Origin of the sequence: Methanosarcina sp. 2.H.T.1A.6 (genome assembly GCF_000979455.1) — an archaeon.
Taxonomy (GTDB): domain Archaea; phylum Halobacteriota; class Methanosarcinia; order Methanosarcinales; family Methanosarcinaceae; genus Methanosarcina.
The window spans coordinates 174,637-187,497 of sequence record NZ_JJOY01000048.1 but is presented as its reverse complement, the minus strand read 5'-3'; the positions used below and the strand labels follow the sequence as shown (position 1 = coordinate 187,497).

The 12,861-nt window shown below is 43.8% G+C and carries 14 protein-coding genes; 6 read left to right on the top strand and 8 right to left on the bottom strand.

Annotated features, from left to right (window positions below):
• The first annotated feature begins 36 nt into the window (after window positions 1–36).
• From EO98_RS14650 to EO98_RS14640, 3 genes are all read left to right on the top strand, one after another.
• Entirely contained in the window at window positions 37–879 is an 843-nt protein-coding gene (locus tag EO98_RS14650) for an Mrp/NBP35 family ATP-binding protein (RefSeq protein ID WP_048137966.1), read from the top strand.
• Between the two features lie 805 nt (window positions 880–1,684).
• A complete protein-coding gene (locus tag EO98_RS14645; protein ID WP_048137965.1) occupies window positions 1,685–2,212 on the top strand; it encodes a co-chaperone YbbN in 528 nt (175 codons plus the stop codon).
• A 171-nt stretch (window positions 2,213–2,383) separates the two neighbouring features.
• Window positions 2,384–3,034: a cytochrome c biogenesis CcdA family protein gene (locus EO98_RS14640; protein ID WP_048137964.1), complete on the top strand. Its 651-nt coding sequence runs from the start codon at window positions 2,384–2,386 to the stop codon at window positions 3,032–3,034.
• A gap of 389 nt (window positions 3,035–3,423) precedes the next feature.
• Here EO98_RS14640 and EO98_RS14630 read toward each other — a convergent pair whose 3' ends face one another.
• From EO98_RS14630 to cbiT, 7 genes are all read right to left on the bottom strand, one after another.
• Entirely contained in the window at window positions 3,424–4,155 is a 732-nt protein-coding gene (locus tag EO98_RS14630) for a precorrin-8X methylmutase (protein WP_048137962.1), read from the bottom strand.
• On the bottom strand, window positions 4,145–4,945 hold the full coding sequence (cobJ, locus tag EO98_RS14625) for a precorrin-3B C(17)-methyltransferase (RefSeq protein ID WP_048137960.1): 801 nt from the start codon (window positions 4,943–4,945) through the stop codon (window positions 4,145–4,147). The genes EO98_RS14630 and cobJ overlap by 11 nt, the downstream gene beginning before the upstream one ends.
• Entirely contained in the window at window positions 4,914–5,267 is a 354-nt protein-coding gene (locus EO98_RS14620) for a cobalamin biosynthesis protein (RefSeq protein WP_048137958.1), read from the bottom strand. The genes cobJ and EO98_RS14620 overlap by 32 nt, the downstream gene beginning before the upstream one ends.
• 66 nt (window positions 5,268–5,333) lie before the next feature.
• Window positions 5,334–5,792, bottom strand: a complete 459-nt coding sequence (locus EO98_RS14615; protein WP_235283468.1) for a cobalamin biosynthesis protein CbiG — start codon at window positions 5,790–5,792, stop codon at window positions 5,334–5,336.
• An 80-nt stretch (window positions 5,793–5,872) separates the two neighbouring features.
• On the bottom strand, window positions 5,873–6,601 hold the full coding sequence (locus EO98_RS14610; RefSeq protein ID WP_048137955.1) for a cobalt-precorrin-4/precorrin-4 C(11)-methyltransferase: 729 nt from the start codon (window positions 6,599–6,601) through the stop codon (window positions 5,873–5,875).
• A gap of 115 nt (window positions 6,602–6,716) precedes the next feature.
• Entirely contained in the window at window positions 6,717–7,325 is a 609-nt protein-coding gene (locus EO98_RS14605) for a cobalt-factor II C(20)-methyltransferase (RefSeq protein WP_048137952.1), read from the bottom strand.
• Between the two features lie 79 nt (window positions 7,326–7,404).
• Window positions 7,405–7,959 carry a precorrin-6Y C5,15-methyltransferase (decarboxylating) subunit CbiT gene (gene cbiT, locus EO98_RS14600; RefSeq protein WP_048137950.1) on the bottom strand — a complete coding sequence of 185 codons (555 nt, stop codon included), beginning with the start codon at window positions 7,957–7,959 and terminating at the stop codon, window positions 7,405–7,407.
• A gap of 316 nt (window positions 7,960–8,275) precedes the next feature.
• On the opposite strand from cbiT, the gene EO98_RS14595 reads away from it, so the two are divergent.
• Window positions 8,276–8,545 (top strand): hypothetical protein, encoded by a 270-nt coding sequence (locus EO98_RS14595; protein ID WP_048137947.1) that lies wholly within the window; start codon window positions 8,276–8,278, stop codon window positions 8,543–8,545.
• Window positions 8,546–8,852: 307 nt separating this feature from the next.
• Window positions 8,853–10,175, top strand: coding sequence for an isopropylmalate synthase (locus EO98_RS14590; protein ID WP_048137944.1), 1,323 nt, complete (start codon window positions 8,853–8,855; stop codon window positions 10,173–10,175).
• Window positions 10,176–10,437: 262 nt separating this feature from the next.
• On the opposite strand, the gene EO98_RS14585 is transcribed toward EO98_RS14590, so the two are convergent.
• A complete protein-coding gene (locus EO98_RS14585) occupies window positions 10,438–11,466 on the bottom strand; it encodes an isocitrate/isopropylmalate dehydrogenase family protein (protein ID WP_048131536.1) in 1,029 nt (342 codons plus the stop codon).
• Window positions 11,467–11,967: 501 nt separating this feature from the next.
• On the opposite strand from EO98_RS14585, the gene EO98_RS14580 reads away from it, so the two are divergent.
• Window positions 11,968–12,810, top strand: a complete 843-nt coding sequence (locus tag EO98_RS14580) for a TatD family hydrolase (protein ID WP_048137940.1) — start codon at window positions 11,968–11,970, stop codon at window positions 12,808–12,810.
• The last annotated feature ends 51 nt before the right edge of the window (window positions 12,811–12,861 follow it).

Here is a 12,861-nt window from a genome sequence, read left to right as displayed (position 1 = left end):
CTGAAAAATGCGGAATTTTTACACAGGCGATAAAAAATGAAAGATAAGGTTCAACCACTGGAAAGCTTATCGAAAAAGCCCGAGGAGCCAAAAATCGTAGTCAACCTCAGGCGCATCAAACGTAAGATAATGGTAATGAGCGGGAAAGGCGGAGTAGGAAAAAGTACGGTTGCCGCAAATCTCGCTGTCGGGCTTGCCCTCCGCGGACACAGGGTCGGTCTTCTTGACTGTGATATCCACGGTCCGACTGTCCCTACTATCTTCGGGCTGGAGTCCGCAAGACCTGAAGTAAATGAAGAAGGAATTATCCCAATTCAGGTGCTTCCCAACCTCTCAATAATGTCTATTGGTTTCCTGCTCGAAAACAAAGACTCACCTATAATCTGGAGGGGACCTGCCAAAATGGGAGCAATCAAGCAGTTCCTGGAAGAAGTTTACTGGGGGGAGCTTGACTTTCTGATTATCGACCTTCCTCCGGGAACGGGAGACGAACCCCTGAGTGTAGCCCAGCTTATCCCCAACTGTGACGGTTCCGTGCTTGTTACAACCCCTCAGGATGTAGCCCTTATCAGTGTTCGGAAATCAATCACGTTCTCGGAAAAACTAAATGTACCTATAATAGGGCTTGTGGACAATATGCATGGGCTGATCTGCCCTCACTGCAATAAGACTATAGATGTATTCGGAAGTGGAGGCGTTGAAAAAGCCGCAGAAGACTTTAATGTCCCCGTCCTTGCCAGACTTCCTATAGAGCCCAAAATCGCAGAAATGGAAGACAAGGGTACGATCGTTCAGGACCAGCTTAAACACAGCACGGAGTGGCAGAAGAATTTTGAAAATGTCGTGAACGCAGTAGAAAAAATCCACGAGGAAAAGTAAGGCAGAGTAAAAAGGAAAAAGGTTTATACGATTCATAATGAGCTTATCCCAAAACCCATTTTTTAATCCCACAACATAAAAGTTTCATAACTACCTTCATGATCAGTATATCAATTAATTGTTTTTAAATTGAGGTTCAAAGAAGTAATTTTTGAGTTTTGGGATGAGCTCAATTAGTTAAGCTTCTTTTATCGAAATTCCATTCCTCTATCGGAATAGATCATTTTTATTTTCCTTTTTCTTTTTATTTTTTGTTTATATAATGTATTTTCCGGATTTTTGATTCCATTCCTGCCGCAGGACTCTAACCCGCTTTCCGCAGAAAATTTTCGTATATTTATAACTTATTTCCGCGATCAATTTTCAATCAAACGTGGATTTATTGGACTTTTATGCAGGTTGTAAAGCAGCTATATGGTGTATCATAGAGAGACCAAAAAACGATATTATTCAATTTTCACCAAGTTCCATTAAAAGTCCAAATTAATTTGATTTGTTTCAAAAACGCTATCAGAAAAAATATTGTTTTTCGAAAAAATACTGAGGAAAGTGAGCTCTAATATAGTTATTGATATGTATCCTATGCACCCCCGTTAATCGAGTAGTTGGTATATATATAGTCACAGAGGAGTATTTACAAATGATTAGTACCGTAGTTTACGGATAATTATTTGAGTGTTATGGATAATTCTATTGTAAAATTCAGGCTTTCAGAATAAGTGGAAACAAAATTATTTGTGATAAGAGAGAATTATCAATACAGAAAGCCTAAAGAACTACAAAAAGAACAACGAATGTTGAGAACATGAATAAATTAATTATATTACTAATCCTGCTTACAGCCGTACTCTTTACGGCAGGCTGTACTGAAGACCCGGAAAACGCCACAACTGAGCTTACCCCAGATTTAAGAAATGCTCAGGAAATCCAGGAAAAAAGTGTTGTTGTAGAAATAACCGATCTGGAACAGATAAATACATCCATTCAGGAAGGCCCGGTTTTATTGAAAATTGGATCTGAGAGATGCGGACCGTGTCGGCAGATGAAACCCATCCTGAGCGATCTGGCAGCAGAATACGGAGGAAGAGCCACAGTCATGTCTGCAGATATAGATCAGAGCCCTCACCTAGCAGCATATTTCAGAATAGCCTATATCCCGGATTCCTTTGTAGTCGTAGGCATTGAAAACGGAGAATATGTTTACATGCAGGAAGATGGAAACGTTACCACAGACAGACTCCAGGCAAGAGTTATGGGACTTGGAGAAAAGCAGGTGTACGAAGAGCTCCTTGACAGGGCTATTCTTTACTATGAGAACGTAAATGCAGAATAAAAAGTGACCTGCCCGGAAAAACGGCTTCAAACATCCTGCATCGGCTGAAAATTCAGGCTTTCGACGGAGTTTAGACTAAAACAGATTTCCGGATAAAAAAGCAGTATCGTAAAAAACTAAACTAAAAAAAACTAAAGTAAAAAACCGAACTGAAAAACAGCGAACCAGACCATGTATTATGAAGCGATTTCCCCTCTAGCTGCATTTGGCGCAGGAGTACTCAGCGTCCTGTCCCCATGCATCCTCCCCCTTCTTCCTGCAGTCCTTGCAAGCTCAACAGGAAAAGGAAAGTTAAGACCCCTTGCTATAGTACTTGGAGTATCGATATCCTTTACCCTCATGGGAGTTGTGACCTCCACTTTCGGAGCAGCTTTTCAGGCGTACATAGGGCAGCTGAAAATCCTTGCAGAGATTCTTATCATCACAATGGGTCTTGCAATACTCTTTGATATAAGCCTGTTTAACGCCTTTGCAAGATTCCCCCTTCTTGCAGGAATGAAAGACGAAGGACCGATCTCTGGCTTTCTGTTAGGGCTTTCCCTCGGAGTGCTCTGGATCCCCTGTGTGGGCCCGATCCTTGCCTCAATCCTGACCATGGTAGCCCTGGAAGGAAACGCTGCTACCGGTGCACTAACCCTTTCCATTTATTCTGCAGGGTTTGCAGTGCCTATGCTACTACTCGCATACTCAGCTCACCTCTCAACTTCGAAAATAAAGCTCATATCAAAGTATGACGTAGCTTTCAAAAAGGGAGCCGGAATAGTGCTTATCCTTGTAGGGCTCTCGATGGTCTACCAGAACCACTTAAGTTGGCTACTTTAAGTTTTTCGTAAATAATAATATGTATATTTTGAAATACAATTTAAAATACAATATGGGAAAGAAAACAGTAAACTTGACCAGTTTCTTCTCATACCACTTCTGCGATTTCCATGAAAATAGGAACAATTTCACCTGACTCATAGTCCTTACTGTACAACCTTATGTCGACTAAAGTATGACTATGTGGAATCTCCATCTTAACTGTGTTTGTAATCTGTTTATCCATAGTTACCTTAAAATTATACTCTCTTTTTTCCCGGTGGAACCGCAGGCTTAAAGGACGAGATCATGTAAGGCAAGCAGGAACTAAAAAGCCGGCGAGAAAACAAAAAATGAGCTGAGATAAAAGGAAAAAAGGAAAATAAAATCAAAAAGGAAAGTAGAAAGTGTTATTCTTCACTTTCCCTTGCGATTGCTACGAGCTCGTTTACGCAGGCAACTGCCATCGGAGTCCCTCCCCTGGTCCCGACACAGCTGATTGAGGGGATGGGGATTTTCAGGTCCCTGACCATTTCCCTGGATTCGGCTGCGTTTACAAAACCAACAGGAAGCCCGATTATAAGAGCAGGCCTCACGCCTTTTTCGATCAGCTTGCAGACCATGATGAGGGCAGAAGGCGCATTTCCGATTGCGATAATGCTTCCTTCCAGCCTGTCTCTGGCAGCAAGGAAACCTGCCGAAGTCCTGGTTATCCCGTACTTATTAGCGATTGCAGCGTCCCGGTCTTCGTCAAGCACGCAGATGATTTCGGATTTGTGCCCGGCTTTTGTGATCCCGGCTTTTACCATGTTGATATCCACAAAGATAGGGGCACCTTTTTTAATTGCTTCAACCCCGGCAGGGATGGGGTCATTGTTAAAGCGCATGATGTCTGCAACGGAGAGGTCTCCGGTGGCAATAACGCAGCGCTGACGGAAACGGTCTTCGGGAGTATTGTTCCCGACGATTTCCTGAATCATTGTCCGGCTTTTCATATAGATGGCTTTGGCCTCTTCAGTCCTTGCGCCGGAGTCCCTGCAAATGCCCACAAGTTCGGGGTCTACTTCCACTGTAAGTTCGGTAAACTCTTCGAGGTTTTCGAGAGCTCCTGCTTTCCCTTCACTGCTTTTTTCAGTAGTCATATTTCTTATGATACCCCCTGGGTGTTATGATGATATCCTTTTTCGGAGACTTCCAGGTCCGGGAATCCCCGTTGCCTACGAGAATGACTGTGCTCATATCCACCCAGTCCTCAGACTCCATGACTTCCCCGAGGGTTGTCACGATCTGGTCCTCCCCTTCGCCTCTCATGGCGTTCTTGACAAGCCCCACAGGCACGGAATCGGCCTTGTACTTGCGGATGATTTCGATTGCCCTTGCAAAGTTGGACTGTCTCTTGCGGCTCTTTGGGTTGTAGAGCCCTATCACGAAATCAGCGTCTGCAGCCATATGAAGCCGCTTTTCGATGACTTCCCAGGGAGTTAAAAGATCGCTTAAACTGATCACTGCAAAGTCCGTCACCACGGGTGCACCGAGAATGCTTGCCCCGGCAAGGATTGCTGTGACCCCGGGCAGGATTTCGATGTCCACATCAAGGTTCTCATGTTCAGCGACCTCCAGCACGATGCCTGCCATGCCGTAGACGTTGGTGTCGCCCCCGCTGAGCATGACCACGTTTGCGGTTTTTGCAAGTTCCACGGCTTTTCGGGCTCTTTCAACCTCTTTTCCCATGAAACTTCGGATTACTTCCTGGGTGCCAAGAAGGCTTTCCATCTGGTCCAGGTAGGTACTGTTCCCGAGAATATAATCAGCATTGAGGATTACATCACGGGCTTTGAGGGTCAGCTGTTCCACGGAGCCCGGTCCGATCCCTACAACGTAGAGTTTTCCGCCGGATGCCTTATCTTGCGATTGCGATTGTGACTCTGCCATAGACTTTCTTCCTGAAAATCAATTCGTGTTTTTCCGAGAGAGCAAGAGCTGCAGGCTCTGCAACCCCTTTTAACCCAAAGCGCGAAGCCTGGGATGAGGAAGGGGGGTTGTAGCTGTTCAGCACTTCGTCCGGCAAAAACTTAACCGGAATGCCAAGCAGTTCTCCTGCTTCCAGCAGCCCCTGTTCATTTTCTTTAAGTTTCGCAGAGGCAAAGCCCGTGATCTCTTTGAGACTCAGGCCGCATTCATCAAGCGCCTGTTTTACGGCGTCAATGACTTCTTCTTTTGTTATGCCCCTGCGGGTTCCAATTCCGATAATCATCAGTAATCTTTTATCCACTGCTTTTTCAGGCAGTTTCGTAATTTAGTCAGCTATTAGCGTAAATTGTTAGTTGTTTCCGGCACTTTCACCCTTAACTTCAGCAGCTTGTTTTTTTCTCACAAGCACGGAAACATCCTCGTCCACAATAACAATCCTGGGCCCCTTAACCTCAAGAACCTCTACCTGCTGGTCAAGGAGTGCACAGTTTACAGCGATTGTGGACTCTTTATTGAAGATCTCACAGCCAAACCTATCAGCAATTCCCTCAACAGAGGGTTTACCGTGAACCTCAGTAGCTGTGGTGAGCACAGGAACCGCACCCAATTCCGCAATCTTCCGGGAAATCTCGTTTGCCCCGTGATGCCCACCAAGGAGGGGAATTGCGAAATTCAGGTTTGAGTCCACAACGACCACTGCGGGGTCTGACCACTTATTATCGAGAAGAGGGGCAATATCCCTTACTACAATGCCTGTAGCAAAGACTGCAACGATTGCCCCGTAGTTTTCAAAGGCTTTCCTGAACACCCCTTTTTCATAGGGAAGAAGGTCGGCTTCAAGATGCTCTGCTATCCGTGATGCAATTTCCCTGTTCCTTTCAAAGGTAATTACAACGGTTCTTGGGCCACTCCGTATAGGTAGGACCTCCTGTAGTTTTTAGGGTCAACAACCCCACCGATGATTATCATTGCCGAGCGCTTGATCCCTGCATCTTTTACCTTATCAGCAATATCTTCAACTGTCCCTGTGATGACTTCTTCATCTTCCCAGGACGCATGGAAGACAACTGCAACAGGCGTATCTTTAGGGCAGCGGACTTTTTCCATAATTTCCCTGATCTTCTGAGTGCCAAGGAAAATTGCCATGGTGGTATTATAGGCAGAAAGCTCGGGAATAAGGTCTTTTTCCAGGGTTTTTCCTGCAGGGCGGGTGATGATAAGAGTATCTGAAACACCGTTGAGAGTAAGCTGGGTGCCCAGAGCGGCTGAGCTTGCAAAGACAGACGAGACGCCTGCCACCCTTTCGACTCCTATATCGTATTTTCTCAACTCTTCCATCTGTTCTATAACAGACCCGTAAAGAGAGGGGTCTCCACTGTGAAGGCGTACCACGAACTTTCCTGCATCCACAGCATCGGCAATTAGTTTCGTGGTTTCATCAAGGGTAAGCCCGTAACTATCTACTTTCTCTCCCTTCGTGTAGTTAAGGACTTCGGGGTTTACCAGGGAGCCCGCGTATATAACAAGGTCCGCTTTTTCAAGCATCTCACGCCCCAATACGGTAATCAGTTTGGGGTTTCCAGGGCCTGCCCCTACAAAATATACTTTTCTTTCCATCTGACCATTCCCTTTGCTTTTCTGTAACTGGTTCAAAATTATATGCTGAAATTCAAACTCGTATACCGATACTCAAAGTTGTATAACGATCATTAAAAATTTCATTTGAGTGGATTCATTTCTTTCCGTAAATGATACTGAAATAGTTCCCTTTTTCCGGGATATCATCTTTCTTACTGATAATCAGTTCATTATCCGAAAAGAGCCTCTCTGCAAAAATAAACTCCCTGTATCCTTCAGTTTCGAGTTGTTCCATAATCTTTCTCGGCTGTGTGGCTTTAAGGTGGATCTTATATCCGATTTCAGAGCCGTCACTTACTTCAAAGGAACTCTCAACTGCCACGTCAGTTCTTGCAGCAAAAGACGTGATTGAACTTATTCCCGGAACTGTTGCAGTCTCAACATCCGGGTAATGCCTGCTCATGACCTTTTTCAGGTGGGTGAAAGTAGAGAAAAAGTTAGGGTCACCTATAAGCCCGAAAGCCACTGTCCCTTTTCTTGACTCTTCTGCTACCCGATCTGCATTTTCTTTCCAGAGGGCGTTCAGGACTTCGATATCCCTTATCATGGGAAACTCAAGGATTTCGGCATCCGCATAAGGGGCTACAAGGTCTTTTGCCAGGCGTCCTGGAACATATACCTTATCGCTGTTTTTCAAAACATCCACTGCTTTCAGGGTCAGAAGCTCAGGGTCTCCGGGACCAAGTCCTACTCCTATTAACATATTATAGCTCCATAGTTTTTTTAATAGGTAAATGTAAAACGTGATTTCATTAAACTGATGGGGAATTAAAGGATAATTTTCAAGCTTGCTTTTTTCCGACAACTATGTATACCGGGTTTTCGGGTTTGAACATAGTCTCTCCGGCAATCGGGGCACTTCTCGAGACGGCAACGTGGACTACCTCATCAAAAATTCCCAGTCTCTTCATAGCCTCGATCGTTCTGACAACGGTTTCAATGCGGACGGCGTTTACCACAATGCTGCGGGCTTTTTTTTCAACAAGCTTCTCAAGTACGGTGTCAATGTTTTTAGTTCCACCAACAAAAGCGCAGTCAATTGAATCGATAGACCCCTCAGAGCCAAGGAGATCCGAAGCTTCGCCGGCAAAGATCCTGGCATTTTCGATCTTGAAATTCTTGAAGTTCGCTTCCGTAGCAAAGAGAGCTTCTTTACGTGCATCGATTGCATAGATCGTCAGGTTCCGGGTAATCCGGGCTGCTTCAATAGAGACCGAACCCGTACCACAGCCTACATCTGCAAACCGATCCCCATCCTGCAGTCCGAGTTTGGAAAGGGAAACTGCAATTATTTCCGGTTTAGTCGGACCGCCGCTAACACTTACTATTTCGGACATGTTCTACCTCGGGAAAAGTAAAGCAAATATATTGAATATGAATTAAATATATGGCGATATAATTTGAAAATTATATTAAATCTTGATGTGATAGTTCGAGCCTTCAATATACTATTTTAATTTGAAAATTATATTAAATCTTGATGTGATAGTTCGAGCCTTCAATATACTATTTTATCAGGTGCAAACCATATGCAGATGCATATGGAGAGACTTTCATAAATTAGATGTTTCAGATTTACCCGATTATAAATATAACTTGCTGTAGATATACCTTATTATCGACAAGAAGGGCAGTAAAGGAAAGTAAACTTTAATGGAGCCCCAAAAGAACCGAGAGAAAACATATAGAAAAGTTAGGATATGTAGTGAGACTGACCTTAAACAGGCTTCTTCAAAACTTGAAAGGGATTCGCCAAAACTTAAAAGGGATTCGTCAAAACTTAAAACAGGAATTCTTCGAAAATTTAGTGAATCTTTTAAGCAGGAATTCTTCAAAGAATGTGGGAAAATGGTTTTGAAAAGAAGTGAGAGAATGAAAATGTCCTGCAATGTAGGGAACGTCCAAAATATTATTATTGAATAAATTTCAGAATACATGTAGTAACTTTGAAAGAAAGAGATTTTAACTATAACAACACATGATAGTTAAGTTTCCGGTACTCCTGATAAAGTGCCTCTTTTAGGAAAAGTTAAAACGCCCTTTTAAGAAAAAAACGATAGATATTCCCCGAAAGAAATGTTTTTCAAACAAGAAGCGGAACGTCTTCGGTTTAATATCTAATTTTTTAATCTGTATACATAACAGTATCTTTTTGACAGGAAAACCCTAGCAGTGTAAGCCCGCTCTCTCGATGCAGGGCCCTGCCGCCTGAAGAAAAGGAGGATAATAGATGAAAATTTACGAATCATATGAAGATCTGCCCAAACTAAAGCTGCCTTATGGAAACGAGATATTCATAAGTGACAGCACTATTCGCGACGGTTCCCAGATGCCGGGAATAGTCTTAAGCAGAGAACACAAAGTTCAAATCTATGAATACCTGCACGAGATAGGGATTGAGAAACTTGAAGCCTTTGTATTCAATAAAAGAGACAGAGATGCTGTTGAACTTATGTTCGACAGGGGATATGAGTGCCCTGAAATCACAGGGTGGGCAAGAGCTTCAAGAGCTGATATTGACAAAATTCTGGAAGTAGATGGGCTTGAAGAGACCGGGATTTTGATGTCTGTCTCGGATACGCATATTCATTCAAAGATGAGGCTTTCAGGCAGGGAGGAGGCTGAAGAGAAGTATCTTGACGCCCTTCAGTATGCAGTGGATCATGGGCTTCGTACAAGGGCTCATCTGGAAGATATGACTAGAGCTGACAACTATGGCTTTGTTTTCCCCCTGGTAAAAAGGATTATGGAGATCGATCCTAACTGCATAATAAGAGTTTGCGATACCGTTGGATACGGGATGCCATTCATGAATATTGATGAACCTTACGGAATTCCGAAAATTATCCAGCACCTCAAAAAAGAAATTGGGGTCAAGAATATAGAAACTCATATTCACGACGATTACGGATTCGGGGCAGCAAGTTCAATTACAGGTTTCTGGCATGGGGCCAACTGGACAAGTGTAACCTTCCTTGGCATAGGAGAACGTGCAGGAAACAGCGAAATGGAAAAAATCCTGCTCTTCCTGGCAGACAGAGTTGAAGGTTTTGACAAATATAATCTTGAGCCCGTTACTCGTTTTGCAAAGTTTATGGAAAAAGAGCTGGGTCTCAGAGTCCCGAGAAATAAAGCTGTTGTCGGAAAAAATATATTTGCCCACGAATCAGGAATCCATGCCGCGGGGGTCCTGAAAAATCCCTTCAACTATGAACCCTACCCCCCTGAACTGGTAGGAGGCACCAGGCTTCTCCTCATAGGCGACTCTTCGGGCCTTGAGGTAATACGTCACAAGATCCAGGAAACTTTAAACAACCTCCTTGATGTCGAAACCATAGTCGAAAAAGATGACAGGAGACTGCTTAAGATCCAGACCGAAATCCAGAAGCTCTACGATAAAGAAGAAAGGGTCTCCTGTATCTCAGATGAAGAACTCCTTGCTTACGTTGAGAAATACTTCCTCTACCAGCCAATCTGTGACCCTGCACATATAGGCGGAGGAAAATTAAAAAGCAAAGGAAAGATCCAGGAACCGGAAGAAGAAAAGGATTAAAGTCGCGAAAGAAAACAGAATATACGGGATAACAGAGAAAAATCAGAAACCGAAGGACAAAGAATCAATAAAAGACAAAAAGAAGAAAGCAAACGAAAAAGAATCAGAAAAAGAATCAGAAAAAGAATCAGAAAGAGAATTAGATAAAGTGGTATAAGGTTCTTCAGATCTGAGATCAGTTTTATAAAACCTTATATCAGTCTTCATCATTTACTTTGCTTAGGTTGCATTCAGATTCTCATTTTTCAGATGCTCAAAATCCTTATTTCAGGATTTCTGCTGTGTATTTTGCGATCTCATCTGTCATCTGACTGAGTTTTGCACTGCCTCCAAGGTCATATGTCACATACTTGCCTTCGGAGATTACACGCTCAGTGGCTTTGAAGATGGCTTCAGACTTCTCTTTTTCACCAAGGTAGTCCAGCATCCAGGCTCCTGCAAGCACGGTTGCAACAGGGTTTACTTTATCCTGGCCGGCATACTTCGGGGCCGAGCCGTGAGCCGGTTCAAACATTGCAAAATTGTCCCCGATATTTGCAGAATAAATGAGCCCGATACTGCCAACAAGGGCTGAACATTCTTCACTGATAACGTCCATGAAGAGGTTGGTGGAAAGAAGGACCTTTTTGTTGAAGATCTGGGGGTTCTTGATAAGCTGCTGGGCAATGTTATCAATATGATAGGGCCAGACCTCAATGTTCGGGTAGTCCTTTGAAACCTTTTCGACTTCTTCTAAGAAAGAGCCGCAGGTCAATTTCAGGATATTGCTTTTATGGATGGGCACAACAGTGTCGTAACCTCTCCTTTTAGCGTCTTCAAAGGCATACCGGGCAATCTTGCTGGATGCCGTGCGGGTAATCTTCCTGATTGCAATGGAAACATCGTCTGTGAGCTGGATTTCCTCTCCGATGTAAAGTCCTTCCGTTCCTTCACGCACACAGACCATCTCGACATCCCCGAGAGGTGCACTTGAGTTCGGGAAGGTCTTTATTGGCCTGACATTTGCATAGAGGTCGTACTTTCTCCTGATGGATACAGCCACACTTCTCGGAGAACCGATTCCTCCGGGGGTTGTGGTAGGACCCTTGAAACAGGCATCAGAGCTATCAAGGATCTGCCAGGTCTCATCAGGGATAAGGGAATTGCCGCCATGCTGCTCCCACCAGCCTGCTCCTGCCTCACACATCACGAATTCGATATCAGTACCAGCGGATTCTGCAACTTTAAGCATTGCGTCCACAAGTTCGGGGCCTACCCCGTCACCTTTGATTACTGCTGCGGTTTTAGTCATGTTATCACCAGATCTATAAGGTTCGTGTTAAAAGAACCGTAGCGATTGAAAAGTTAAAAAGGGGAAACTTTTGAAGAATTTGGAAAGAATAATTGAGTCTCGCCGCGTACTCAACGTAAGGCTCATATTTCAACTTTTGGGTAATAATATAATAGTATTATAGAATAATGCATCCGGAAAATAGATACGGGTCCACAGAATATAATCCTGTCCTCGTGCCCTACAAAGATAGGTACACTGTTCAAATTAAACCGTTGCCTGCACATATTAGTGACTCTTCGTCATTCTCTATGAAGGGGATGATTCTCAATTCACGACCTCATTGGTTTTTATGATGAGACTCGCACGAAACAACAAAGAGCTCAATTAGTATTCAGATTATAGTATTACAATCCAGAAAGCCCTTCATAAAAATTCCAGAGATTTAGAATTCAGGCTACTGAATAGAGAGTTTGAAGAGAGTTTTGAAGAGAGTTTTCAGGACATTTTCGAGGAATAAACATGCCTGCAAAAATTCCGATTACCGACAACCATATGCATATAGACCCAAGAGCCAGAGGGCTTGAAGCCGTAAAAGAGTTTCAGAGATCGGGAGGGACGCATATAATCCTGGTCGCCAAACCCAGCTGGTCCCTTGGAATTGCGGTCAGGAAACCTGAGGATTATCTTGCGGTCTTTGACGAAACCGTGGAAATAGCATCAAAAATCCGCGAGATTGGGGTTGGGGCTTTTCCGGTTCTCGGGGTCCACCCTGCTGAGATCTCAAAGCTTACGGAATATATGGAACTATCAGAAGCTACGGAAACCATGAAAAAAGGCCTTGAGATTGCTGCCGGATATGTGGAAAAAGGTCTTGCGGTTGGAATAAAATCAGGACGCCCGCACTATCCCGTACCCCCAGAGATATGGGCAGCCTCGAATGAGATAATGGAACATGCCTTTTCTCTCGGAAAAGAACAGGACTGCGCAGTCCAGCTCCATACGGAAAGCGTGGGAAAGCCCGAACTTGAGGATATAGCAGAAAGGGCAAAAAAAACCGGAATAAAAATGTACAGGGTAGTCAAACATTACTCTCCCCCCCTTGTAAATACGTGTGAAGAACTTGGGATTTTTCCAGGGGTCATATCGGTTAAAGGAGCAATCGAGCAGGCGCTTGAAGAAGGGACTCGCTTTATGATGGAAACTGATTATATTGATGACCCTGACAGGCCGGGGGCGGTACTTGGCCCGAAGACGATCCCGAAAAGGACCCTAAAACTAATTGAAACGCATGGGGAAGAACCTTTCTGGACCATTCATAAAGAAAATCCTGAAAAGGTTTATGATATAGAGATCGAGCTTTAACACGACTCCAAAGATTAAGACGGGTAAAAAAGCAGAGGACAAAACAATTGC

Excerpts from the sequence above, each read along its gene's own strand:
- EO98_RS14650 (WP_048137966.1), top strand. The coding sequence starts at position 37 with ATGAAAGATAAGGTTCAACCACTGGAAAGCTTATCGAAAAAGCCCGAG.
- EO98_RS14645 (WP_048137965.1), top strand. The coding sequence starts at position 1,685 with ATGAATAAATTAATTATATTACTAATCCTGCTTACAGCCGTACTCTTT.
- EO98_RS14640 (WP_048137964.1), top strand. The coding sequence starts at position 2,384 with ATGTATTATGAAGCGATTTCCCCTCTAGCTGCATTTGGCGCAGGAGTA.
- EO98_RS14630 (WP_048137962.1), bottom strand. The coding sequence starts at position 4,155 with ATGACTACTGAAAAAAGCAGTGAAGGGAAAGCAGGAGCTCTCGAAAAC.
- cobJ (WP_048137960.1), bottom strand. The coding sequence starts at position 4,945 with ATGGCAGAGTCACAATCGCAATCGCAAGATAAGGCATCCGGCGGAAAA.
- EO98_RS14620 (WP_048137958.1), bottom strand. The coding sequence starts at position 5,267 with ATGATTATCGGAATTGGAACCCGCAGGGGCATAACAAAAGAAGAAGTC.
- EO98_RS14610 (WP_048137955.1), bottom strand. The coding sequence starts at position 6,601 with ATGGAAAGAAAAGTATATTTTGTAGGGGCAGGCCCTGGAAACCCCAAA.
- EO98_RS14605 (WP_048137952.1), bottom strand. The coding sequence starts at position 7,325 with ATGTTAATAGGAGTAGGACTTGGTCCCGGAGACCCTGAGCTTCTGACC.
- cbiT (WP_048137950.1), bottom strand. The coding sequence starts at position 7,959 with ATGTCCGAAATAGTAAGTGTTAGCGGCGGTCCGACTAAACCGGAAATA.
- EO98_RS14595 (WP_048137947.1), top strand. The coding sequence starts at position 8,276 with ATGGAGCCCCAAAAGAACCGAGAGAAAACATATAGAAAAGTTAGGATA.
- EO98_RS14590 (WP_048137944.1), top strand. The coding sequence starts at position 8,853 with ATGAAAATTTACGAATCATATGAAGATCTGCCCAAACTAAAGCTGCCT.
- EO98_RS14585 (WP_048131536.1), bottom strand. The coding sequence starts at position 11,466 with ATGACTAAAACCGCAGCAGTAATCAAAGGTGACGGGGTAGGCCCCGAA.
- EO98_RS14580 (WP_048137940.1), top strand. The coding sequence starts at position 11,968 with ATGCCTGCAAAAATTCCGATTACCGACAACCATATGCATATAGACCCA.